Source organism: Streptosporangium sp. NPDC087985, from assembly GCF_044741965.1.
Classification (GTDB): Bacteria; Actinomycetota; Actinomycetes; order Streptosporangiales; family Streptosporangiaceae; genus Streptosporangium.
The window spans coordinates 164,416-188,205 of record NZ_JBIUTQ010000010.1 but is presented as its reverse complement, the minus strand read 5'-3'; the positions used below and the strand labels follow the sequence as shown (position 1 = coordinate 188,205).

Genomic DNA, 23,790 nt, shown 5'->3' with positions numbered 1-23,790 from the left:
ACGTCGGCGACGTACGCCCGCTCCCGCGGGCCCTCGCGTGGCCAGCCGGGGGTTAATGGGTCAGGCACGTTAGGTCACGAGCCCTAAGATGACAGTGTCCAATTGCCATTCCACGAAACGGGTTCAACGACTCATGTCCGCCATAACCCGCGACGAGGTCGCTCACCTCGCCCGGCTGTCCCGGCTGGCGCTGGCCGATGAGGAACTCGACCACTTCGCCGCCCAGCTCGATGTGATCATCGGTGCGGTCGCCCGCGTCGCCGAGGTGGCGGCCGACGACATCCCGCCGTCCTCGCACGCGCTCCCGCTCACCAACGTCTACCGTCCCGACGAGGTACGCCCCGGCCTGACGCCCGAGGCGGCGCTGTCAGGCGCCCCGGCAGTCGAGGACGGCCGCTTCCGTGTTCCGCGCATCCTCGGGGAGGAAGCATGAGCCTCATCCACAAGTCCGCCGCCGAACTCGGCGCGCTGGTCGCGAGCGGGGAGGTCTCGGCCGTCGAGGTCGCCCAGGCCCACCTCGACCGGATCGCCGCCGTCGAGCCGCGGGTCAACGCCTTTCTCCACGTCGAGGCGGAGACGACGCTGGAGCAGGCCCGGGCCGTCGACGCCCGCCGGGCCGCCGGGGAGGACCTCGGCCCGCTCGCCGGCGTGCCGATCGCGCACAAGGACGTCTTCACCACCGTCGACATGCCGACCACGGCCGGATCCAAGATCCTTGAGGGCTACCGCCCGCCGTACGACGCGACCGTGACCCGCCGGCTGCGCGAGGCCGGTCTGGTGATCGTCGGCAAGACCAACCTCGACGAGTTCGCGATGGGCTCCTCCACGGAGAACTCGGCCTACGGCCCCACCCGCAACCCCTGGGACCTGTCCCGGATCCCGGGCGGCTCCTCCGGCGGCTCGTCCGCCGCGGTCGCGGCCTACCAGGCACCGCTGTCCACCGGTACCGACACCGGCGGCTCGATCCGCCAGCCCGCCGCGGTCACCGGCATCGTCGGCATGAAGCCGACCTACGGCGGCTCGTCCCGCTACGGTCTGATCGCCTTCGCCAGCTCCCTGGACACGCCGGGCCCCTTCGCCCGCAACGTCATGGACGCGGCGCTCCTGCACGAGGCGTTCTCCGGCCACGACACCATGGACTCGACCTCTATCGACGCTCCGGTGCCCTCGGTCGTCGAGGCGGCGCGTAACGGTGACGTGGCCGGGCTGCGCATCGGCGTGGTCAAGGAGTTCGGCGGCGAGGGCTACCAGGCGGGCGTGCTCGCCCGGTTCCACGAGACCGTGGAACTGCTGGAGTCCCTGGGCGCCAAGGTCGTCGAGATCTCCTGCCCGTCGTTCACCACGGCCCTTCCGGCGTACTACCTGATCGCCCCGTCGGAGTGTTCGTCCAACCTGGCCCGTTTCGACGCCATGCGGTACGGCCTGCGGGTCGGCGACGACGGCACGCGGAGCGCCGAGGAGGTCATGGCGCTGACCCGGGCCGCCGGGTTCGGCCCCGAGGTCAAGCGGCGCATCATCCTCGGCACCTACGCGCTGTCCAGCGGCTACTACGACGCCTACTACGGCCAGGCGCAGAAGGTCCGCACGCTGATCTCGCGTGACTTCGAGGCGGCCTTCCACCAGGTGGACGTGCTCATCTCGCCGACCACGCCGACCACGGCGTTCCCGATCGGCGAGCGCGCCGACGACCCCATGGCGATGTACCTCGCCGACCTGTGCACCATCCCGACCAACCTGGCGGGCAACGCGGCCATCTCGGTGCCGTGCGGCCTGGCGGACGAGGACGGGCTGCCGGTCGGTCTGCAGGTCATGGCCCCGGTGCTCGGCGACGACCGCTGCTACCGGGTCGGCGCCGCGGTGGAGAAGGCCCTTGAAGGGCGCTGGGGCGGCAGCCTGCTGTCCAAGGCGCCGGCGCTTTAAGGGTTTCGAGGCGACAGGGGGAAAGGCGGCATGATCACTCGGATCGAGATCGACGGGTTCAAGTCCTTCTTGAACTTCGACCTCGACGTGCCGCCCTTCCTCGCGCTGGTCGGCCCCAACTCCAGCGGCAAGTCGAACGTGTTCGACGCCGTCGCGTTCGTCGCCGACGAGATCGCCGGGTCCGGTGGGCTGCTCGACGCGCGACGCGGCCTGCCGGGAGAGCAGTTCCACCGGGTCGCGCGGGGAGCCCCGGTTCCCGGCTTCGTCGTCTCGGTGGAGGCCCTGGTCTCCCCGGAGCCCGGCGCGCTGCTGCCGATCCGGTTCGACGTGGGTGCGGAGATGGTGCTCAGGATCCCCAGGTCCAGCGGGGCCGTCGTCAGCCATATGGCTCACCGGCTCCCGGAGGAGCTGCTGGAGTTCATCGTCGAGGATCCGGAGCCGGAGATCACGCCTCGCCGTACGGTCCAGTCGTGGCGTCGCTACGTTCCGTCGCCGGCGGTCATGCGCCGCCGGTGCTCCTCGGCCGATCGCGGCCCGCTCACGGCCGACGGCGCCAACCTCGCCGCGGTGCTCGGGCGGATGGCGGGATCGGCCGCGCTGGCCGACCTCATGGCCGACCTCGCCGGGGTGCTCCCCGACGTGGTCGAGCTGGTGCCCCGCGTCGACCGTGAGGAATGCTCCTTCGAACTTGTCGTCGACGGTCAGGGGAAGGTGCCGGCCGCGCTGCTGTCGGACGGGACCCTGCGGACCCTCGGACTGCTCACCGCCCTGCACGATCCGGACCATCCCGGCACCCTTCTGGTGGAGGAGATCGAGAACGGTGTGCACCCGGGAAGCCTGGGCGAGCTGCTCCGCCGGATCCGGCAGCGGGTCGCCGAGCCCGGGGGTGCGAGGCCGTTCCGTCAGGTGATCCTCACCAGCCACTCCCCGGTGGTGGTCGCCGAGCTCTACCGGACCGATCCCGACGCGCTGACCTTCCTGGACACCGTGGTCCGTGTCGACCCCGACAACGACCGGGTCTCACGGGTGACCGTCGCCAAGCCCGTCCTGCCGGACGGAGAGCCGGGCACGTTCGTCTCGCCCCGGCAGGTCCGTAAATATCTGGGCGCGGCGGCATGAGCCGTCCCCTGGTCCCCGGACTGATCGCCGAGGGGGAGGCCGACGAGGGCTTCCTCGGCATCGTCATCTCCCGGCAGCTCCGCGAGCTCACGTGGATGTCGCCGTACGCGGTCGACGTCGAGGCGACGGAGGTCGTCCCGTGCGACCGGGAGCACATGGTCACGGCGCTGGAGGAGCTCGCGGCGGACTGCCATCTGCTCTTCACCCACGACGATCTGCGGGAGCGCGGCAAGGCGGGCGGCAAGACAGACGGTATCCGCTACCACTCGCACTACCTGGTGCCGGTCATCGGGCTGGGAGACACCGAGGCCTGGCTACTCGCCGACCGCGGCGTGTGGGCAGGTCTGGAGGGGAGCGACCTCGGCCTGTTGCCCGCCCGCCCGCGTGACGTCGAGAGGATCACCGACCCCGCGGGGATCCTGGCCGCGACCGTTCCGCGGCGGGGAAAGCCGATCCGCGATTACTTCGAATACATAGGAAGAAACATCGATCTCGCGGTCTTGGCCCAGGTGCCCGCGTATGCCGACTGGGTCGCCGAGACGAGGAACGCACTGAAGGGACTTGGTTACCTATGAGCACCCATACGCTCATGCCGTACGACGAGGCGCTGGAGCGCTTCGAGCCGGTGCTCGGCCTGGAGACGCATGTCGAGCTGGGTACGGCGTCGAAGATGTTCTGCGGCTGCCCGACGACGTTCGGCGCTCCGCCGAACACCCATGTCTGCCCGGTCTGCCTGGCTCTGCCCGGAGCGCTGCCGACGGCCAACGCCGCGGCGATCGAGTCGACGATCCGCATCGGCCTGGCCCTCAACTGCTCGATCGCCGAGTGGTGCCGCTTCGCCCGGAAGAACTACTTCTATCCGGACATGCCGAAGAACTACCAGATCAGCCAGTACGACGAGCCCCTCTGCTTCGACGGCTACCTCGACGTCGAGGTGGACGGCAAGACCGTGCGGATCGAGATCGAGCGGGTCCACCTGGAGGAGGACACCGGCAAGTCCACCCACGTGGGCGGCGCGACCGGCCGCATCCACGGCGCCGACTACTCGATCGTCGACTACAACCGCGCCGGCATCCCGCTGGTGGAGATCGTCACCAAGCCGATCCCGGGGACCGACCGGCTCGCCCCCGAGATCGCCCGCGCCTACGGCACCGAGCTGCGCGAGGTCATGCGCGGGCTCGGTGTCTCGGACGTGCGCATGGAGGAGGGGTCCATGCGCTTCGACGTGAACGTCTCCCTCATGCCGCGCGGCTCCTCCGAGTGGGGAACCCGGACCGAGACCAAGAACGTGAACTCGCTGCGCAGCGTCGAGCGCTCGGTCCGCGGCGAGATCGAGCGTCAGGCCGCGATCCTGGCGGACGGCGGCCGGATCATCCAGGAGACCCGCCACTTCCACGAGAGCACCGGCACCACCACCTCGGGCCGGTCCAAGGAGGAGGCGCAGGACTACCGCTACTTCCCCGAGCCCGACCTGGTGCCGATCGCCCCCGACACCGCGTGGGTGGCCTCGCTCAAGGCCGCCCTGCCGGAACTGCCGAGCGTACGGCGCAAGCGGCTCCAGCAGGAGTGGGGCGTCTCCGACCTCGACATGGCGGCTATGCACAACGCCGACGCCATCGGCCTGGTCGAGGCGACCGTCGCCGCCGGGGCCCCGCCCGCGGACGCCCGCAAGTGGTGGATGGGCGAGCTGGCCCGCCGGGCCAACGAGGCCGCGGTCCCGCTCAGCGAGCTGCGGATCACCCCGGACCAGATCGCCCGGGTGTGCGCGATGGTCGCCGGGGGAGCGCTGAACGACAAGCTGGCCCGCCAGGTCCTGGAGGGCGTGCTGAACGGCGAGGGCTCCCCGGACGAGGTGGTGGCCGCGCGCGGCCTGCAGATCGTCAATGACGAGGGCGAGCTGACGGCGATCATCGACCAGGTCCTGGCCGAGAACGCCGCCGCGGCCGACAAGGTCCGCAGTGGCAAGATCGCCGCGGTCGGCGCTCTCGTCGGCGGTGTCATGAAGGCCAGCCGCGGCAAGGCCGACGCCGGCCGGGCCCGTGAGCTCCTGCTGGAGAAGCTCGGCGTCTCCGAGTAGTCCGCCGAAGACGCAGGAGGGCAGCGGGCAGGGCATCCGTGAACGGCCCGTAAGGCGTCCTGAGCGATTGACGGAAAGGCTCCGCCCTCTCGGCGGAGCCTTTTCCCAGTGTTAATTCCGTTTTTTCATATCGACCAGGTATTGACCCGATTCGGTGGAGGACGTCACGGGGCGAGTCCCATTTCCGCGATGATGGTCTTGACTCTGGCCTGCTCGGCCGCGAGGTAGTCGGCGAACTGCCGGCCGGTCTGGAAGGAGTCGATCCAGCCGTTCTTGGCCACCGCCTCCTTCCACGCCGGCGAGCCGTGCATCCTGGTGACCAGGTCGGTCAGGTCCTTCCTGGCGGCGTCGTCCAGCCCGGGCGGGGCCACGAACCCGCGCCAGTTGGCCAGCTCGACGTCCAGGCCGCCCTCCTTCATGGTGGGCGAGTTCACGCTGTCGACGCGGACGGGCGAGGTCACGCCGAGGGCGCGGAGCTTGCCGGACCTCACGTGCTCGGCGAACTCGCCGATGCCGGAGATCCCCAGCGAGACCTTGTTGCCCAGCAGCGCGTTGAGTGCCTCACCACCGCCCGAGTGAGCGATGTAGTTGACCTTCCCGGGGTCGATCCCGGCGGCCTTGGCCATCAGGCCCGCCACGATGTGGTCGGTGCCTCCGGCGGAGCCGCCCCCGATCGTGATCTTCGCCGGGTTGGCCTTCCACGCCGCCACCAGCTGGGCCAGCGTCCGGTACGGCGAGGCCGCCGGAACCACGGCGATCTCGTACTCCTCGGTGAGCTTCGCGATGGGCGTGGTCTCGGCCAGCGTGACCTTCGACCTGTTCTGCTCCACCGCGCCGACCATCACCAGGCCCATGGTCATCAGCAGGTTGCCGTTGCCCTTCTCTCCGGCGAGCTGGGCCAGACCGACGGTCCCGCCCGCCCCGGGGACGTTGTAGACCTCCACCTTGGTGGACCGGTCGATTGAGGTGAAGGCCTGGGCCGCCGCACGGGAGGTCCGGTCCCAGCCGCCGCCGGGCGACGCCGGAGCCATGATTCTCAGCGTGCCGACGCTGGAGCCCGAGCCGCACGCGGTAAGGGCGGCGAGGGACAGTACCGCCAGGGCGGCGGCTCTCCGAAGACGCATGGTCAACTCCAAACAACGTAAAAGCATGGCGAGGATGCCGGGTGCCGCGGACAGCGGTGATCCTTTGCGAGGTTGCCGTTATATCGTCTGTCCCGGTCACATCGCTCACGGCCACCGCGACCAACGTGCCATGCGCCCGGGCCCACGAGTCCGCCAAGGTACGGCACCGCCAGGTGGACGGGCTGATTCGTTATTGCTTTTCGGGTCTTGGCTGGTGGATGTGGTTTAGGGTTAACAAAGGTAAAAACTGCGGAGCAGGAGGAGACGGAGGCCGTGCGGAACGCCGGAGCGTCGATAGACCCACCGACGGACCCGTTCGCGGCGGTTCCTCTCCCCTCACGTCCGGTCCGGCCGGGCGCCCGCGACCCCGCTGCTCCCCCCGGAGAGCAGCCGAAGGGAGGCTCACGGCTTCCCCCGGGTGTCTCGCCTGACATCTTCGGCTCTTCCGGGTCCGGCCAGCCCGCGGCGCCCTCCGGGTTCGGCCGGCCCGCCGCTCCCGCCCCTGGGCAGCTGCCGCCTCCGGCCTCCCCGGCCCAGCCCTGGCAGATGGCAGCCCCGCCCGAGCGCTCCCCTCAGCAACGGCCTCCGCATGACGAGTTCTCGCCCGGGGCCGGTGGCCCCCGGCCGCCGGAGCCACCCCGTTTCGGAGAGCCGCCCCGCCGCAGGGGAGGCAGGTCCCTCCTCGTCGTCGCGGTCCTGCTGCTGCTGGCCGCCCTCGCCTATGCCGTACCCGCGATCGTCATGTCCGGAAAAATACTGCCGGGCACCCGGATCCACGGCGTCGACATCGGCGGCCTGACCGCGACCGAGGCGGCGGACAGGCTCAGGGAGCAGCTGCCCGGCAAAATCGGCAAGGGGATGACCCTCCGGGCCGCGGGCAAGAAATACGCCATCGCTTCCGAGGACATCGGGCTGGATCTCGATGTCGTCGCCACCATCGGCCAAGCGTCCAGCGGCTTCCCCACTCCGGCGGACGTCTGGCGAGGGCTGACCGGCACCACCGAGCTGGACCTCAAGGTCTCCGTCGACTCCGAGCGCATGGACAGCACCGTCACAGCCCTGGCCAAGAAGATCGACCTCAAGGTCCGCGAGGGTTCGGTCACCTTCGAGGACACCAAGCCGGTCGTGGTGACCCCCCGCGACGGCCGGGAACTGGAGCAGTCCGCCGCGGCCCTTGCCATCAGGAAGGCCTTCCTGGCGGCCGGAGGAGAGATCGAGCTGCCGGTTTCGGTGATCAAACCCAAGGTGACGGCGGAGGTGGTCAAGAAGGCCGCCGCCGCTGCGGACAAGGCCCTGTCCGGCCCGGTCACCCTGACCTACGCCGGCAGGCAGGCCCAGCTCCCGGTGGAGACCCTCGCCGCCCACCTGTCCTTCACGTCCGGAAGCTCCGGCGGCATGGTCCCGGTGTTCGACGCCAGGAACGCGGTCGTGACCGTGGAGAAGAAACTCGTCGATCCCGCCCAGGCCCCCAGGGAGCCCACCTTCCAGATCGTCGGCAACACGCCGAAACTGATCCCCGGCCGTAACGGCAAGGGGATCAACGACGATAAGCTCGCCGATGCCGTGGCCCGGATGGTCACCGAGGGCGGTAGCCGGACGATCCCGGTCGCTCTCATGACCGTCAAGCCTCGCGTCTCCGACGCCGAGGCGCACAAGCTCGGAATCAAGGAGAAGATCAGCGAGTTCACCACGCCGTACCCCTGCTGCGCCCCCCGGGTGACGAACATCCGCACGATCGCCGCTCTCCTGGACGGCTACCTGGTCAAGCCCGGCGAGACCTTCTCGCTCAACGGTGTGATCGGCCAGCGCGACACGGCCCGCGGCTTCGTTCCGGCTCCCATGATCCAGGGTGGCCGGCTGATCGACTCCGTGGGCGGCGGCATCTCCCAGTTCGTCACCACCATGTACAACGCGGTGTTCTTCGGCGGCCTTGAAGACGTCCAGCACATGGCGCACGAGTTCTACATCTCGCGCTACCCCGCCGGACGCGAGTCCACGGTCTCCTGGCCGGAGCCGGACTTCCGCTGGAAGAACGACTCGAAGTACGGCGTGCTGGTGAAGGCCTCCTCCACGGCCACCTCGGTCACGGTCGCCTTCTGGAGCACCAAGCGCTACGACATCGAGTCGATCTCCTCCGAGCGCTACAACGTCACCCCGTTCGAGAGCGCCACCGACAGCGGTCCCGACTGCATCGCGATGACCGGGCAGCAGGGTTTCACGATCGACGTGACCCGGGTCTTCAAGCAGGACGGCAAGGAGGTCAAGCGGGAGACGAGGAAGACCGTCTACAGACCCGAGACCGACCTCAAATGCGTTCCCACGCCGGATCCCGCTCAGGACGGGTAGTTCCTGCTTCGGGCGTTCGCGGTGCGGGTGTTCCGGCTTGCGGGTGTTCGCGGTGCGGGTGTGCGCGCTGCGGTGGGTGGGTGTTCCGGCCGGCCGTCTCACCGCCCACCGCAGCGCGAACCGGAGGCCGGTCGGACCCTAGGCAAGCCGGAAGCCCCGCAGCAGGAGCTACGGGGTCACGGTGAGAAGGCGGTCGTCGTCGGCGGCCGGGGAGCCTCGGCCGTCCTTGTTGCTGGTGCCGAACCACAGGGAGCCGTCGGGGGCGGCGGCGACCGCGCGGATCCTGCCGTACCGGCCGTCGAACCTGGCGACGGGGGTGCCGGTCGTGCCGTCGGAGGCGACGGGGACCTGCCAGAGCCTCCTGCCCCGCAGCGCGCCGACCCAGAGGGAGCCGTCGGCGTAGGCCATGCCGGAGGGGGAGGCCTCCGAGGTGGGCCAGGTGACGACCGGGTTGATGAAGCGCGAGTCGTGGCCGACGCCCTCGACCTCCGGCCAGCCGTAGTTGCCCCCCTTCCTGATCAGGTTGATCTCGTCGAACGAGCTGGCCCCGAACTCGCTGGCGTACATGCGCCCCGACGGGTCCCAGGCCAGGCCCTGGACGTTGCGGTGGCCGTAACTCCAGATCACGTTCTTGAACGGGTTGCCGGGGGCGGGCCTGCCGTCGACGGTCATGCGGAGGATCTTGCCCGCCAGGGAGCCGAGGTTCTGGGCGAGGGCGCGGTCGCCGGTCTCGCCGGTGCCGGCGTAGAGGTATCCGTCGGGGCCGAAGGCCAGGCGGCCACCGTTGTGGATCCAGCCCTTGGGGATGCCGTCGAGGATCACGGTGGCATCGGTCAGACCCCGGACGTAGCGGTAGCGCACGATCCGGTTGTCCTGGGCGGAGGTGAAGTACAGGAAGACGTAGTGGTCCTTGCCGAAGGAGGGAGAGACCGCCACGCCCAGCAGGCCGCCCTCGCCGTCGGGCAGTACGCCGTCGACCGTGCCGACCTCGGTGACCTTTCCCGCCGCCGTGACCCGCAACAGCCTGGCGGTGTCGCGCTCGGTCACCAGGGCGTCGCCACCGGGCAGGAACGCGAGACCCCAGGGCACGGCCAGGTTCTTCACCAGGGTGCGTGGCTCGCCGAGGGGCGCGGCGGTGCCTGTGGAGGGGAGAGCGGGGACCCGCGTGGTGTCGGCGGGTACCGCCGAGCACCCCGCCACCAGCAGCGCAGCCGCGAAAAGGGACGTCAGTCGTGTCATCCGAATCATGAAAGCTCCTTTTCCGTTCCTACCGTCGAGTACGGAGGGGAGGTTCCCGGACGATCCCTTGAATAATGGGGCCATGAAGATCTGGGTCCCCTCCAAAGCCGCTGTCGACGTCCTGAGTGACCTACCCGATGTGGAGTGCGTCGTCTACGACGGCACTGGTCCGGTCCCCGACGGGGCGGAGGAGGTCGAGGTCTGGATCCCGCCGTTGATACCGGTGGCACGGACCCCGGAGCTACTCGGCAGGATGTCCCGGCTCCGGCTGCTGCAGACCGTCACTGCGGGGGTGGAGGCCTACCGGCCGCACCTCCCGGAGGGCGCGGTGCTGTGTAACGCGCGGGGGGTGCATGACGCGGGGACCGCGGAGTGGGCGGTGGGGGCCATGATCGCCGTGCTGCGGGAGTTCCCGGGGTTCGCCGCCGCGCAACGGGAAGGCGAGTGGACCTACCACCACACCGGTGTGCTGGCCGACTCCACAGTGCTGATCGTCGGCTACGGTTCGATCGGCGAGGCGTTGGAGCGGCGGCTGGACGGTTTCGAGGTGGACGTCGTCCGGGTGGCGAGGACCGCGCGGGGAAACGTGCACGGTCAGGACGAGCTGCCGGAGCTGCTGCCCCGGGCGGATGTGGTGGTGCTGCTGGTCCCGTCCACCCCCGCGACCGCCGGGCTGGTGGACGCGGATTTCCTGGCGGCGATGAAGGACGGCGCCGTGCTGGTGAACGCGGCCAGAGGCGGTGTGGTGGACACCGGTGCGCTCGTCGCCGAGCTGGGCAGGGGCCGGATCCTGGCGGCGCTCGACGTCACCGATCCCGAGCCGCTGCCGCCGGGACATCCGCTGTGGACGGCGCCGGGGGTGTTCATCACCCCGCATGTCGCGGGCAGCACCCCGGCGTCCGGACGGCGCATGCTGCGGCTTCTCCGCTCCCAGCTCCTGCGTCACCTGGCGGGCGAACCGCTCAAGAATGTGATCACCGGATCGTACTGACCGCCGTCCGTACCGGTCAGATCCTTGCTGACCAGGTCTTTACTCTCCGCGGGCCGTACTGACCGGCAAAGGAATCCTGACCGTGGCTACCTCGTGACCTGGAGTACGTACGGTGAATCCTGATACCGATCCTCGAATGGTTATCAGATCGGTGACGACTGCGGTGTTGTCGCCACCAACACGGGTTGGAGAGCACAGACTGGCCGTGTGCCTTCGCGGAAGCGAGACAGACCGACACTGATGGGCAGACGACATTGATCCGCTGGCGTGACCCCCGGGTAGCGCTGACCGTCGCGGCGGGAACCGGCGTGGTGGGGCTCGTTGCCGCTCTTCGCGGCGGTGTCCCGGTCGCACTGGCCGGCGCGGGGGCGGGAGTCGTCGCCGCCGCGGTCGCGGCGGTATCGCTGTTCACCGCGCTCCTGCGAGGCACCGACCGGCGCAGGGCGCCGGCCTGGCGCTGGCTGGCCGGCGGCTCGATCACCTGGCTGGTCGGGATCGGGGTGCGGCCGCTCGCGGACGGTACCCCCTTCGTGGTGACCTTCGCCGACCTGGTGGTTCTGGTCGGTACGGCGATGCTCACCGTGGGCACCGGCCTGTTGGCCACCCGGCCCGCCCGCGGGCGGGCGCTGCTGCGGGACCTTACCGACTCGTATGTGTGCGCCGCCTCGCTCTTCGTGATCGGCTGGGTCCTTCTGCTGGGTCCGGCGTCCCGCCAGGCCGACGACGCCGGTACCTTCGCGGTCACGGTCGGCCTGCCGCTGCTCTGCCTGATCCTCGCGTGTGCCGTGGGTCCCGCGGTGGTTCCCGTCCGGCGGTCCGCCTGGCCGGCGGGCCTGGCGGCGCTGGCCGTACTGGCCGCCATCACGGCGGCCGAGACGGTCACCGCGCTGGCCCGGGTGAGCGGCGACACGCCGTCACCGATCGGGATGTGGCCGGCTCCGGTGGCCTTCCTGGTGCTCGCGGCGGTCCCGTGGCGCGACCGTACAGCCCGTTCCCGGGACTCCGCCGACGACGAGGGGCCGTCCGTCGGCCACGCCGCCTCCTCGCTGATCGCGGCCGTGCCGCTGATCCTCGTCGCCGTGGCCACCGCGGTCGTGCTCTTCCGCGTGCTCGGTGGCAAGGTGCAGGGGCCGGTCGCGGTCCTGGCTCTGGTGTCGGCGTCGATCGTCGGCATCCTGGTGGTCCGGCTGTCCGTGATGCTGCTGGAGTCGGGCCGGATGCGGCGTCTGGTGGACCTTGGCGAGCGGCAGCTGCAGGATCTGGCGGAGAGCACCGGCGACGTGGTCCTGCTGTGCGACTACGACGGCGTGGTGCGGGAGATCGGCGAGGGTGTCGAGACCACCTACGGGTACCGCCCCGACGAGCTGGTCGGCGGAACCATCTTCGACTACATCCATCCCGAGGACGCGCCGGGCATCCAGACGGCGCTCCGTACGATGAACCTGGACGAGGGGCCGGCCGAGGGGCCGGGTACCTACATGATCGCCTGCCGGATCCGGGCGGCGGACGGCACCTGGCGGCCCACCGAGTCGGTCGCCACGCGTCATGTGCGCGGTGAGGAACTGTTGCTGGTCACCACCCGCGACGTCAGCGACCAGGAGGCACTGCGCAACCAGGTCGCCCACCTGACCTTCCATGACGGCATCACCGGCCTGCCCAACCGGGCCTACTTCGAGGAGCGCACCCGCGAGGTGCTGGCCCGCCCCGGTGCGAGCAGCGCCGTCGTGGTGTTCCTGGATCTCGACGGCTTCACGGCGGTCAACGACTCGGTCGGTCACGCCAGCGGCGACTACCTGCTCAGCCAGGCGGCGCGCAGGCTCCGCGCGGCCGTACGGGTCGACGACACCCTGGCCCGCTGGGGCGGCGACGAGTTCGCGGTGCTGCTGGACGGGGCGATGGACGCCCAGACGGCGGTGGACCTGGCCGAGTGGCTGGTCCGCACGGTCTCGTCCGAGCCGTTCCGGGTGGCCGACCGCGACATCGCGCTGACCGCGAGCGTCGGGGTGGCCTTCGCCGATGACGACGTCTCCTCCGCGGACCTGATCCGCAACGCGGACGTGGCGATGGCCAGGGCGAAGGATCTCGGGGGGCGCCGAGTCGAGGTGTTCGCCGCGCACATGCACGCTGACGTGGTGCGCCGCCTGGAGCTCGCCGCCGACCTGCAGCGGGCGCTGCTGGAGAACCAGTTCGCCATCGAGTACCAGCCCGTGGTGGACCTGGCCACCTCGCGCGTCACCGCCGTCGAGGCGCTGGTGCGCTGGTGGCGGGGGAGCGCGTTCGTACCGCCCGAGCAGTTCCTCGGCGCGGCCGAGGACACCGGCCTGATCGTCCCGCTGAGCGAGTGGATCCTGCGCGAGGCCTGCCGGGAGGTGGCCGTGTGGCGCACGTCCTCCTGGGAGATCGGGCTGTCGCTCAACCTGTCGGCCCGGCAGATCATGGCACCGCGCTTCGTGGAGACCGTCGAGTCGGCGCTCACCGAGAGCGGTCTGCCGCCCAGCGCGCTGACCCTTGAGGTCATCGAGGAGATGCTGGTCGAGGACGCCGAGGAGACCATCACGCGGCTTTCGGAGCTGCGCAGGCTCGGAGTACGGCTGGCCATCGACGACTTCGGCACCGGCTATGCGTCGCTGGCGCTCCTGCGGCAGCTCCCGGTGGACATGATCAAGATCGACCCGTCGTTCGTGTCCGGGCTCGGCCGCGACGAGACGCTCACGTTGCTGACCCGCACGATCGTACGGCTCGGCCATGACCTGGGGCTGGTCGTGGTGGCCGAGGGCATCGAGCGTCCGGAGCAGCTCGAACTGCTGCGCGAGATGGGCTGCACCCGGGGGCAGGGTTTCCTGGTGGCGCGGCCGATGGCCGCCCGCGGGGTCGACTCCCTCATGCGGACCAGCCTCTCCAGCCTGCACAGCGGCGTCTGACGGCGCTCACCTTGATCGTGGTCTCGAATCTTGAGACTCGCGTCCCATGAATTTGACGTGGACGCACTCCGTCGGTCATGGTGGATTCATGCATCACAGTGGGATTCTCGTAGTACTTCGCCGGCGCGCGGGCCGATAGCGAAGCACTTCGACCTGCGCGCCGCCCCAGCTCCGCCATCCCTGGCGGGATGGGGCATTTTTTATGCCGCCGAACACGCTGAGCCACAAGGAACGAGCCGATGACCGAACAGATGACAGGAGCCCAGGCCCTCGTCAGAGCACTGGAGAACGTCGGGGTCGACACCGTGTTCGGGATCCCGGGCGGCGCGATTCTTCCCGCCTACGATCCCCTTTACGACTCGACCAAGGTCCGGCATGTGCTTGTACGGCACGAGCAGGGCGCCGGGCACGCGGCCCAGGGCTACGCGCAGGCCACCGGCAGGGTCGGGGTCTGCATGGCGACCAGCGGTCCGGGCGCGACCAACCTGGTCACCCCGATCGCCGACGCCTACATGGACTCGGTCCCGATCGTCGCGATCACCGGCCAGGTGGCCAGCGGGTCCATCGGCACCGACGCATTCCAGGAAGCCGACATCTCCGGCATCACCATGCCGATCACGAAGCACAACTTCCTGGTGACCGACCCGAACGACATTCCCAGGACGATCGTGGAGGCCTTCCACATCGCCTCGACCGGGCGTCCGGGGCCGGTGCTGGTCGACATCGCCAAGGACGCGCTCCAGGCGACGATGACCTTCCAGTGGCCGGTCGTCATGCAGCTGCCGGGCTACCGGCCGGTCCTCCGGCCGCACTCCAAGCAGATCCGAGAGGCCGCCAGGCTGATCGCCGAGGCCAGGCAGCCCGTCCTCTACGTCGGTGGCGGCGTGCACAAGGCCGGGGCCGCGGCGGAGCTGCTGGAGTTCGCCGAGCTGACCGGCATCCCCGTGGTCACCACACTGATGGCGCGCGGTACCTTCCCCGACAGTCACCGCCAGCACCTGGGCATGCCGGGCATGCACGGTTCGGTGCCGGCGGTCGGGGCGCTGCAGCGCGCCGACCTGATCATCGGGCTCGGGGTCCGTTTCGACGACCGCGTCACCGGACAGCTCTCCACCTTCGCGCCGCACGCGAAGATCGTCCATGCCGACATCGACCCGGCGGAGATCTCCAAGAACCGGCAGGCCGACGTCCCGATCGTGGGCGACTGCAAGGAGGTCATCTCCGAGCTGATCGCCGCGGTGCGCAACGACGGCCGTAAGGGCGACTACAGCGAGTGGTGGACCCAGCTCGACTCCTACCGGAAGACCTACCCGCTGGGCTACGACGAGTTCGAGGACGGCTCCCTCGCTCCCCAGTACGTCATGGAGCGGCTGAGTGCGATCGTCGGGCCGGACGCCATCTACACCGCGGGTGTCGGCCAGCACCAGATGTGGGCCGCCCAGTTCATCGGCTACGAGAAGCCCGGCAGCTTCATCAACTCCGGTGGGGCCGGCACGATGGGCTTCGCGCTCCCGGCCGCGATGGGCGCCAAGATGGGCAGCCCCGACACCACGGTCTGGGCCATCGACGGTGACGGCTGCTTCCAGATGACCAACCAGGAACTGGCCACCTGCACCATCGAGGGTGTGCCGATCAAGGTCGCCATCATCAACAACGGCAACCTCGGCATGGTCCGGCAGTGGCAGACGCTGTTCTACAACAAGCGTTACTCCAACACCGACCTGCAGACGGTCCGCCGGATCCCCGACTTCGTGAAGCTGGCCGAGGCGTACGGCTGCGTCGGTCTGCGGTGCGAGCGCCCTGAGGACGTGGACGCGACGATCAAGAAGGCGATGGAGATCAACGACGTGCCCGTCGTGATCGACTTCGTCGTCCACCAGGACGCCATGGTCTGGCCGATGGTCGCAGCCGGGACCAGCAACGACGACATCAAGTTCGCGCGCGACATGGCGCCGGTCTGGGACAGCGAGGACTAGCGGTGAGTGATCGAAGCGGGTGGCCGGGCAGGCACGGCCGGGCGAGGGGGAAGGCATGAGCAGGCACACGCTCTCCGTGCTGGTGGAGAACAAGCCCGGCGTGCTCGCGCGCGTCGCGTCGCTGTTCAGCCGCCGAGGGTTCAACATCGACTCGCTGGCGGTCGGGCCGACCGAGCACGAGGACATCTCGCGGATGACCATCGTGGTCAACGTCGAGGAGCTGCCGCTTGAGCAGGTCACCAAGCAGCTCAACAAGCTGGTCAACGTGCTGAAGATCGTGGAGCTCGATCCCGCGCAGGCCGTGCAGCGCGAGCTCACGCTGATCAAGGTGCGTGCCGACGCCGAGACCCGTTCCAGCGTTCTGGAACTGGTCAACCTCTTCCGCGCGCGTTGCGTTGACGTCGCCTCTGACGCGGTGACCATAGAGGTCACCGGCACGCCGGACAAGCTGCAGGCCTTCATCAGGCTTCTGGAGCCGTTCGGCATCAAGGAACTGGTCCAGTCGGGCATGGTGGCCATCGGCCGCGGCGCCCGTTCCATCACCGACCGTTCTCTCCGGGCCCTGGACCGGACTGCGTAGGCAGTACGAGAAACCTGAAAGGTTAAGCAAGTGACTGAGATCTTCTACGACGACCAGGCCGACCTGTCGATCATCCAGGGCCGGCATGTGGCTGTCCTGGGATACGGCAGCCAGGGGCACGCCCACGCCCTGTCCCTGCGCGACTCCGGCGTGGACGTCCGGGTCGGTCTGCCGGAGGGTTCCAAGAGCCGTGAGAGGGCCGAGGCCGACGGACTGCGGGTGGTCACCCCCGCGGAGGCCGTCGAGGAGTCCGACCTGACCATGATCCTGGCGCCGGACCACATCCAGCGTCACCTCTACGCCGAGCACGTGGCTCCGAACCTCGTCGAGGGCGACGCCCTGTTCTTCGGCCACGGCTTCAACATCCGCTACGGCCTCATCGAGGCCCCCGAGGGTGTGGACGTGGCCATGGTCGCGCCCAAGGGCCCCGGTCACCTCGTCCGCCGCCAGTACACTGCGGGCCGCGGCGTGCCGTGCCTCATCGCCGTCGAGAAGGACGCCAGCGGCACGGCCTGGGACCTCGCGCTGTCCTATGCCAAGGGCATCGGCGGCACTCGCGCCGGCGCGCTGAAGACGACCTTCACGGAGGAGACCGAGACCGACCTGTTCGGTGAGCAGGCCGTCCTCTGCGGTGGCGTGTCCGAGTTGATCAAGACCGGTTTCGAGACTCTGATCGAGGCCGGCTACCAGCCCGAGGTCGCCTACTTCGAGTGCCTTCACGAGATGAAGCTGATCGTCGACCTGATGTACGAGGGCGGCATCCACAAGATGTACTGGTCGGTCTCCGACACCGCCGAGTACGGCGGCTACTCCCGTGGCCCGCGCGTCGTCAACGCCGAGACCAAGAAGGAGATGAAGCGCATCCTCGCCGAGATCCAGTCCGGTGAGTTCGCCAGGGAGCTGGTGGACGAGTTCGACAGCGGCCAGAAGAAGTTCACCGCCTACCGCGAGGAGCTGGCCAAGCACCCGATCGAGAAGACCGGCGCCAAGCTGCGTCCGATGATGAGCTGGCTCAAGTAGCGGCGGGCTCTCTCCGGGTGGCCCGTGCTTGAACGGGTCATCTCGTACGGCGACGCCCCCGCGACGCTCATCCGTCGCGGGGGCGTCGCCGTTCTCCCTCGCCGCGGGGCGACGGGGGAGGAGGTCAGCGGGTCAGCACTGGGCGGGCTTCAGCCAGGAACACTCGAGGTCGGCGGAGTCCTGCTGGACCTGGCGGAGCTGGACGTTTGCGATGTCGGCGGGGGCGGTCCGGCTGAACTGGGCGAGACGGATGGCGATCTTGTCCTCGATGTCCTTGGGGGAGCCGGACAGGAACTGGTTGAGCATCACGGAGAAGACCAGGGGCTCGTTGTCCGCACTGGTCACGTAACCGGACAGGGCCGTGACGCCGGTCAGCGACCCGGTCTTGGCGCGGACGTTCCCGGCGGCGGGGGTGCCGCGCATCCGGCTCCGCAGCGTTCCGCCCACCATCCGGTCGGGCTCTCCGGCGATCGGCAGCGCACCGTACCAGGTGGAGAACCAGGGCTTGGAGCGCAGGGCGATCAGCAGGCCCGTGACGCCGTCAGGAGTCAGGCCGTCCACCCGGGACAGGCCGGAACCGTCCCGCACGCGCAGCGTCGGCATGCCGTTGGCCCGGGCGAAGGCGGTGATGGCGGCGAGCCCGGCGTTCCAGGTCCCCGCTCCGGAGACCTTGCGCCCGATCGACTTGGTCAGGATCTCGGCGTGCATGTTGTTGCTGAGCTTCAGGAACGGGACGAGCATCTCACCCAGCGGCATCGACTCGCGCGAGGCCACGGTGACGGCCCCCGCGGGGGTCGTCTCGCGGGCCGTGGCCCCCAGCACCCGCACGCCGTGCCCGGTCAGTGCCTTACGGAAGAGCGAGGCAGCGTACCCGGTGGGATCGTCGACGGTGACCCACTCGTCATACTTCTCCGCGACGGTCCCGGTGATCAGCACGGTGTTGGTGCCGTGCTGCCGCTCGACCGTCACGTCGGTCGAGGTCCCGGTCGTCGCCCGGTTGTCGATCTTCAGGTAGTCGGTCTCGGGGGTGGTGGACACCTTGGCGGGCTTGCCCGCGGAGTTGCCGGGGGCGACCGAGACGATGACGGTCCCGGCGTCGTAGTCGGTGTCCGGCGAGGCGGTCAGCGCGGAGATCTGCGCCGAGTAGTAGTACGGCTCGTCGTCCCAGGCCCAGTCGGTGCCCAGCCGTACCGAGTCGAACCAGGTGTCGTCGGCGACCAGCTTGCCGGTGACCACCTTGAGCCCCGTGGCGGCCACGCGGGCGGCCAGCGCGTCGTAGTCGGCGGCGAGGAGGGTCGGGTCGCCGGTGCCCCTGAGGTAGAGGTCTCCGGTCAGGACCGAGTCGGCGCGCCGGCCGGTGGACAGCACATCGGTGGTGAAACGGAAGTCCGGGCCGAGGGAGTCGACCGCGGCGGCCGACGTCACCAGCTTGGTGTTGGAGGCGGGGGTGAGGATCCTGCCCGGGTCCTGAGCGTAGAGCTCCTCACCGGAGGTGGCGCTTTTGACCACCACGCCCGCCCGCGCGGGGGTCAGCCGGGCGTCGCTGAGAATCTGGTCGAGGTCCTTGACCAGGTCGGTGACTCCGGAGGTGGGTTCGAGCGCGCTCGCCGGGACCGAGGTCCAGGCAAGACCGGCGAGGAGGAGGGCGGATAAAGAGAGCGTGGTTCGTCGCGAGGGCCGCACGGTTTCTCCCTGTGCCTAGGGTGTCTGCGAAGATCATGAGGAATCGCAGACCGCGCGACAATACGGAAATATTCGTATCTTTCGGGTCTGCCAAGCGATTGCTTGCTGCGATTGGATGTGCGCACGATCACATCGGAGCCCGTTCCTGCCCTGGTCACCGTGCCCCGCGTCGGCTGCACCGTCACCGTGGAGGCGCTCAGAGCAGCTGGGCGGTGATCACCAGGAACATGCAGTCGCCGAAGGAGAGGACGTCGCCCGGACGGACCTTCGCCGGCCCGACCAGGCGCCAGTCGTTCAGCCGGGTGCCGTTGAGCGAGCCGAGGTCGACGACGATCCAGCCGTCCTCGTCGCGGCGGAGCTCGGCGTGCACCCGTGACACGGTCAGGTCGGCCAGCACCAGGTCGCAGGCCGAGCCGCGGCCGACCACGTAGCGGGTACGGCTGTCGCCGGGCAGTGCGAGCCGGGGCAGCCGGGGACGTCTCCAGGCGGACTCCACCCGTTTGGTGAAGTCGGAGGCCGAGGAGACGATCTCGGTCACCACACGGCGGAACCGGCCCCGGGGTGGCAGGTCGGCGATCAGGTCGTCGAGCTCGCCCTGGCTGCGTGCGCGCAGTGCCATGTCGACGCGGCCGAGGAACGTGTCGTGGGAGAGCCGGCCCTCGGCGGCGCGGTCGCGGAGCTCGTTGATCGCACGATCGCGGTCCCCATCGGACGCGCGGGACGGGGGAGGCGGCGAGCTCATCCCCCGAGTATCCGCCCCCGGGGCGGAACCTGTCCAGAATATGCGGATCTCTTGCAGTGGACATACTGAGTATGCATACTCAGTATCCATGGCGATCCGACATGGGCTGCTCGCTCTGCTGAGCCAGGGGCCCCAGCACGGCTACCAGTTACGGGCCGAGTTCGAGGCGTCCACAGGGGCGACCTGGCCACTCAACATCGGCCAGGTCTATACGACGCTCTCCCGCATGGAACGCGACGGCCTGGTGACCCCCGGCGAGCAGGACGACCAGGGCCGGGTCGTCTACACGATCACCGAGGCCGGTCGGGCCGAGATGGAGCGATGGTTCGGCACCCCCGTCGCCCAGGCCGACCGGCCCCGGGACGAACTGGTCATCAAGCTGGCGATGGCGGTCACCGCCGTCGCCGACGTACGGCCCGTCATCCAGGCCCAGCGCACCGCGACCATGCGCACGCTGCAGGAGCTGACCCGCGCCAAGCGGTCAGGCGTGGACGGCACCGCACAGCGGCTGGTGCTCGACTCGATGATCTTCCAGGCCGAGGCCGAGCAGCGCTGGCTCGATCACTGCGAGGCCGTGCTCACGGCCTCCCCCCAGACGCAGGAGACACAGAGATGAGTTTCGATCCGGTCGTACGGCTCGCGGACGTCAGCCGCGTGCACGGTGACGGACCACAGGCCGTGGCGGCACTCCGGGGGGTGAGCCTGGACGTCGCCGCCGGAGAGCTGGTCGCGGTGATGGGACCGTCCGGCTCCGGCAAGTCCACCCTGCTCAACCTCGCCGGCGGCCTCGACCTGCCCACCTCCGGCGACGTGGTCGTCGAGGGCACCTCCCTGGCCGGGCTGCCGGCCAGGGAGCTCGCCGCGCTCCGCCGCAGGCACGTGGGCTACGTCTTCCAGGACCTCAACCTGATCCCGTCGCTCACCGCCGTGGAGAACATCATGCTCCCGCGCGAGCTGGACGGCATCAAGGCGAAGGACGCCCGCCGCGAGGCGCTGGAGGTGCTCGCCGAGGTCGGTCTCGCCGACGTCGCCAGCCGCTTCCCCGACGACATCTCCGGCGGCCAGCGCCAGCGGGTCGCGATCGCCCGCGCCCTGGCCGGGGAGCGACGGCTGATCCTGGCCGACGAGCCCACCGGCGCCCTCGACACCCCCACCGGTGACGACATCCTCCAGCTCCTGCGCGCCCGCTGCGACGCGGGAGCCACCGTGCTGCTCGTCACCCACGAACCCCGCTACGCCGCCTGGGCCGACCGGGTGGTCTTCCTCCGAGACGGCGAGATCGCCGACTCCACCGCCGTCCCCCTGGAGAGTGCCCGGTGAGCGAACGGACAGACGGCAGGAGCACTTCGGCGAACTCCGGGGAGGGCGCCGCGTGAGCGCCCTCCTCGCCGCGCTGCGGATCTCCCGACGAGGCATCGGCCGGGCCAGGGCGCGCAGCGCACTCATCATCGTCATGATCGGCCTGCCCGTCCTCGCCATCACCGCCGTGCTCACCTACTTCGCGACCGAGGACCTCCGGCCGGAGGAGCGGCTGACCATGGAACTCGGTGCGGCCGATGCCAAGCTGACGGACACCGGGGCCACCGAGCCGATCCGGCAGGACGTGACCGGTGGCGCCTGGGAGCCCGGGGGCGTCGTCGGCAAGTCGCGGCGGTCCCAGGCGGAGATTCAGGCCCTGGCCGGGCCCGGTAGCCGGCTCATCCCGATGAACGAGGGCTACGCCCCCTACTGGGCGGGAACCGACGACGAGTACGTCGGTGTCCGGGAGGTGGACCTGCGCGACCCGATGGCGGGCGCCATGTTCCCGCTCGTCCGGGGACGCTACCCGCAGGCCGCCGACGAGGTGGTCGTCACCGCGCCCATGGAGCTTGCCACGGGTTCGACCCTCCGCGTCTACCACCGGGACGGCGTGCCCAAACGCGTGGTGGGGACGGTGGTCCGGCGGCCATTAGATCCCCGGATGGTAATCATCGGGCTTCCCGGCTCGCTGATCCTCGCCTCGGGCCCGGCCGAGGTCGAACGGTCCTGGCTGGTGGCGGCTCCGGCGCCGATCACCTGGGACGACACGCTCCGGTTCAATCAGGCGGGGGTGCGCGTGTGGTCGCGGGCGGTACTGGAGAACCCGCCACCCGAGGGTAACGGACCCGGGCAGGCACTTCTCTCCATGGCGCGGCCCCTGAACGGCATCGACGTCCTGACCGCCGTGCTGGGGGTGACCCTGGCGATCATCGAGGTCGTCCTGCTGGCCGGGCCCGCCTTCGCCGTGGGACTGCGGCGCCGCCGCGGGGAGCTCGCGCTCATCGCCGCCCAGGGCGGTTCGGCCCGCCATCTCAAGCTGGTCGTGCTGGCCGACGGGCTGACCCTGGGACTGACCGCCGCCGTCCTCGGCGCCGTCCTCGGAGTCGGCGTCGCCAGGGGGATCGTGGCCTATATGGGGATCTGGCCGGCCGGCAGGCTCGGCCCCTTCGAAGTGCCTTTCGGACAGATAGCACTGGTCGCGGCGCTCGGGGTCTTCAGCGGGGTGGCGGCGGCCGTGGTGCCCGCCGTGCAGGCCGCCCGGGTGAACGTGGTCGCGGCGCTGGCCGGTCGGCGGCCCACGGTGCGCGACCGGGCCGGCTGGCCGCTGCTCGGGCTGGTCCTGCTGACGGCGGGGGCAGGGGCCATGGTCTTCGGGATCCGGTCGGCCGATGTGATGATCCTCTTCGGCGGGGTGCTCGGGCTGCTTGGCCTGGTCATGGTGACACCCTGGCTGGTCCGGCTGATCGGCAGGCCGGCAGGGAGGCTCCCGCTCCCCCTCCGGCTGGCCGTCCGCGACGCCTCCCGCAACCGAGGCCGTACGGCTCCCGCCATCGTGGCGGTGCTGGCCGCGGCGGCGGCGTTCAGCACGGTCGCGGTCAGTGTCGCCAGCAGAGACAGGGCATCGCAGGAGTACTACCGGCAGGCCTACCCGACGGGCGCCACGGCGATCTACGGTGACGACGTCACCGAGGAAGCCTGGGGGAAGATCCGGCCGATCGTCGATCGGACGCTCCCCGGTGTGCCGCTGGTGGAGACATACCGGCCCGTCGAAGCCGACGGCCAGTCGGTGTACTTCGACCAGGTGGACGGCAACTGCAGCCGCTGCTTCACCTCGCAAGGGCCCCTGGGCCGGCTTCCGGCGGGCGGGCCCGACCTGCTCCGCCTCCTGCTGGGCCGTACCGACCGGGTAGCCGAGACGGCGCTGGCGGAGGGGAAGATGGTGATCTTCAACCCGGAGGCGGTCAGGGACGGCAGGATCCGCTTCAATGTCTCAAGCTGGGACTGGACGGCAGACCAGGAGAAGGTGAAGGCACTCACCATTCCCGCGGTGGTGGTCACCGTTCCGGGACCGTTCAACGTGCTCGGCGTGATGCCGGTCGCCGCGATCACCAAGGCCGGGCTCACCCCCAAGCTGAGTCACCTGCTCGTGGACCCGGCGGTCGCACGCCTGACCCCGGAGCAGGAGCAACGGCTCAGCGTGCCGGTGCGCGCCGTCACGTCGAAAGTCGCGGTCCGGACCGAGCGGGGGAGCCGGCAGAACGACGACAGCGGGGCTCTCCGCACCCTGTGGATCATGGCGGCCCTGGCCTCGGTGGTGGTGCTCGGCGGAACCCTCGCCGCCTCGGGGCTGGCCGCGACGGACGCCCGTTCCGACCTTGACACGCTCTCGGCGGTCGGGGCACGTCCCCTGACACGCAGGCTGGTGGCGGCGGGGCAGGCGACGGTCGTCGCCGGGTTCGGTGTGCCCCTCGGCCTGCTCGTCGGGCTGGTCCCCGGGCTCGCGCTGGCGAGCCAGGTGAGCCTGCGGCATGGCGGCGAGCCGGAGATCGGGCTGAACGGGGTCCCATTCGAGAAGGTGGGGGTCGTCCTCAGCGTGCCGTGGCCGACGCTGCTGGCGGTGGGCATCGGCCTGCCGCTGCTGGCGGCGTTGATCGCGATGGCGTCTGCCAGGACCAAGGTCACGCTGGTGCGGCGGACGGGCTAGCCGGAACCGCCTGCCGGACAGGGGCGCGGTCCTGTCCGGCAGGCGGTTC

18 protein-coding genes are annotated in these 23,790 nt (G+C 70.0%); 14 read left to right on the top strand and 4 right to left on the bottom strand.

Annotated elements, in window-relative coordinates; genetic code table 11:
- The first annotated feature begins 133 nt into the window (after positions 1-133).
- From gatC to gatB, 5 genes are read left to right on the top strand one after another with little or no spacing between them, the layout of a single operon-like run.
- Complete coding sequence (gene gatC / locus ACIN94_RS20290) at positions 134-433, top strand: Asp-tRNA(Asn)/Glu-tRNA(Gln) amidotransferase subunit GatC (protein WP_400708132.1); 300 nt, start codon at positions 134-136, stop codon at positions 431-433.
- A complete protein-coding gene (gatA, locus tag ACIN94_RS20285; protein WP_400708130.1) occupies positions 430-1,920 on the top strand; it encodes an Asp-tRNA(Asn)/Glu-tRNA(Gln) amidotransferase subunit GatA in 1,491 nt (496 codons plus the stop codon). The genes gatC and gatA overlap by 4 nt, the downstream gene beginning before the upstream one ends.
- 30 nt (positions 1,921-1,950) lie before the next feature.
- Positions 1,951-3,039: an AAA family ATPase gene (locus tag ACIN94_RS20280; protein ID WP_400708128.1), complete on the top strand. Its 1,089-nt coding sequence runs from the start codon at positions 1,951-1,953 to the stop codon at positions 3,037-3,039.
- Positions 3,036-3,614 (top strand): hypothetical protein, encoded by a 579-nt coding sequence (locus ACIN94_RS20275; RefSeq protein WP_400708126.1) that lies wholly within the window; start codon positions 3,036-3,038, stop codon positions 3,612-3,614. The genes ACIN94_RS20280 and ACIN94_RS20275 overlap by 4 nt, the downstream gene beginning before the upstream one ends.
- The gene (gene gatB, locus ACIN94_RS20270; protein WP_400708124.1) at positions 3,611-5,116 is read left to right on the top strand and encodes an Asp-tRNA(Asn)/Glu-tRNA(Gln) amidotransferase subunit GatB; all 1,506 of its coding nucleotides are present in this window, start codon (positions 3,611-3,613) and stop codon (positions 5,114-5,116) included. Before ACIN94_RS20275 ends, gatB begins: the two co-directional genes overlap by 4 nt.
- A gap of 164 nt (positions 5,117-5,280) precedes the next feature.
- Here the strand turns inward: gatB and ACIN94_RS20265 are convergent, their stop codons facing one another.
- The gene (locus ACIN94_RS20265) at positions 5,281-6,240 is read right to left on the bottom strand and encodes a tripartite tricarboxylate transporter substrate binding protein (RefSeq protein WP_400708122.1); all 960 of its coding nucleotides are present in this window, start codon (positions 6,238-6,240) and stop codon (positions 5,281-5,283) included.
- 546 nt (positions 6,241-6,786) lie between these two features.
- On the opposite strand from ACIN94_RS20265, the gene ACIN94_RS20260 reads away from it, so the two are divergent.
- Positions 6,787-8,586, top strand: a complete 1,800-nt coding sequence (locus ACIN94_RS20260) for a VanW family protein (RefSeq protein ID WP_400708120.1) — start codon at positions 6,787-6,789, stop codon at positions 8,584-8,586.
- A gap of 168 nt (positions 8,587-8,754) precedes the next feature.
- Here ACIN94_RS20260 and ACIN94_RS20255 read toward each other — a convergent pair whose 3' ends face one another.
- On the bottom strand, positions 8,755-9,834 hold the full coding sequence (locus tag ACIN94_RS20255; protein WP_400708118.1) for a PQQ-dependent sugar dehydrogenase: 1,080 nt from the start codon (positions 9,832-9,834) through the stop codon (positions 8,755-8,757).
- Positions 9,835-9,907: 73 nt separating this feature from the next.
- Between ACIN94_RS20255 and ACIN94_RS20250 the strand changes: the two genes are divergently transcribed.
- The 5 genes from ACIN94_RS20250 to ilvC all read left to right on the top strand — a co-directional run bounded on the left by ACIN94_RS20250 (position 9,908) and on the right by ilvC (position 17,313).
- Positions 9,908-10,816: a 2-hydroxyacid dehydrogenase gene (locus ACIN94_RS20250; protein WP_400708116.1), complete on the top strand. Its 909-nt coding sequence runs from the start codon at positions 9,908-9,910 to the stop codon at positions 10,814-10,816.
- Between the two features lie 254 nt (positions 10,817-11,070).
- A complete protein-coding gene (locus ACIN94_RS20245) occupies positions 11,071-13,737 on the top strand; it encodes a putative bifunctional diguanylate cyclase/phosphodiesterase (RefSeq protein WP_400708114.1) in 2,667 nt (888 codons plus the stop codon).
- A 239-nt stretch (positions 13,738-13,976) separates the two neighbouring features.
- Positions 13,977-15,713 carry an acetolactate synthase large subunit gene (locus ACIN94_RS20240; protein WP_400708112.1) on the top strand — a complete coding sequence of 579 codons (1,737 nt, stop codon included), beginning with the start codon at positions 13,977-13,979 and terminating at the stop codon, positions 15,711-15,713.
- Positions 15,714-15,768: 55 nt separating this feature from the next.
- Positions 15,769-16,293: an acetolactate synthase small subunit gene (gene ilvN, locus ACIN94_RS20235; protein ID WP_400708110.1), complete on the top strand. Its 525-nt coding sequence runs from the start codon at positions 15,769-15,771 to the stop codon at positions 16,291-16,293.
- Between the two features lie 39 nt (positions 16,294-16,332).
- Positions 16,333-17,313 carry a ketol-acid reductoisomerase gene (gene ilvC / locus ACIN94_RS20230; RefSeq protein ID WP_400708154.1) on the top strand — a complete coding sequence of 327 codons (981 nt, stop codon included), beginning with the start codon at positions 16,333-16,335 and terminating at the stop codon, positions 17,311-17,313.
- A gap of 132 nt (positions 17,314-17,445) precedes the next feature.
- Here ilvC and dacB read toward each other — a convergent pair whose 3' ends face one another.
- Together dacB and ACIN94_RS20220 are read right to left on the bottom strand one after the other, a co-directional pair.
- Positions 17,446-18,996 (bottom strand): D-alanyl-D-alanine carboxypeptidase/D-alanyl-D-alanine-endopeptidase, encoded by a 1,551-nt coding sequence (dacB, locus tag ACIN94_RS20225; protein WP_400708108.1) that lies wholly within the window; start codon positions 18,994-18,996, stop codon positions 17,446-17,448.
- A 196-nt stretch (positions 18,997-19,192) separates the two neighbouring features.
- Positions 19,193-19,738 carry an FHA domain-containing protein gene (locus tag ACIN94_RS20220; RefSeq protein WP_400708106.1) on the bottom strand — a complete coding sequence of 182 codons (546 nt, stop codon included), beginning with the start codon at positions 19,736-19,738 and terminating at the stop codon, positions 19,193-19,195.
- 88 nt (positions 19,739-19,826) lie between these two features.
- Between ACIN94_RS20220 and ACIN94_RS20215 the strand changes: the two genes are divergently transcribed.
- Genes ACIN94_RS20215 through ACIN94_RS20205 form a run of 3 tightly spaced genes read left to right on the top strand, consistent with a single transcriptional unit; the run spans position 19,827 to position 23,741 of the window.
- Positions 19,827-20,354: a PadR family transcriptional regulator gene (locus ACIN94_RS20215; RefSeq protein WP_400708104.1), complete on the top strand. Its 528-nt coding sequence runs from the start codon at positions 19,827-19,829 to the stop codon at positions 20,352-20,354.
- Positions 20,351-21,058, top strand: coding sequence for an ABC transporter ATP-binding protein (locus ACIN94_RS20210; RefSeq protein ID WP_400708102.1), 708 nt, complete (start codon positions 20,351-20,353; stop codon positions 21,056-21,058). Before ACIN94_RS20215 ends, ACIN94_RS20210 begins: the two co-directional genes overlap by 4 nt.
- A 52-nt stretch (positions 21,059-21,110) precedes the next feature.
- Positions 21,111-23,741, top strand: coding sequence for an ABC transporter permease (locus ACIN94_RS20205; RefSeq protein ID WP_400708100.1), 2,631 nt, complete (start codon positions 21,111-21,113; stop codon positions 23,739-23,741).
- The last annotated feature ends 49 nt before the right edge of the window (positions 23,742-23,790 follow it).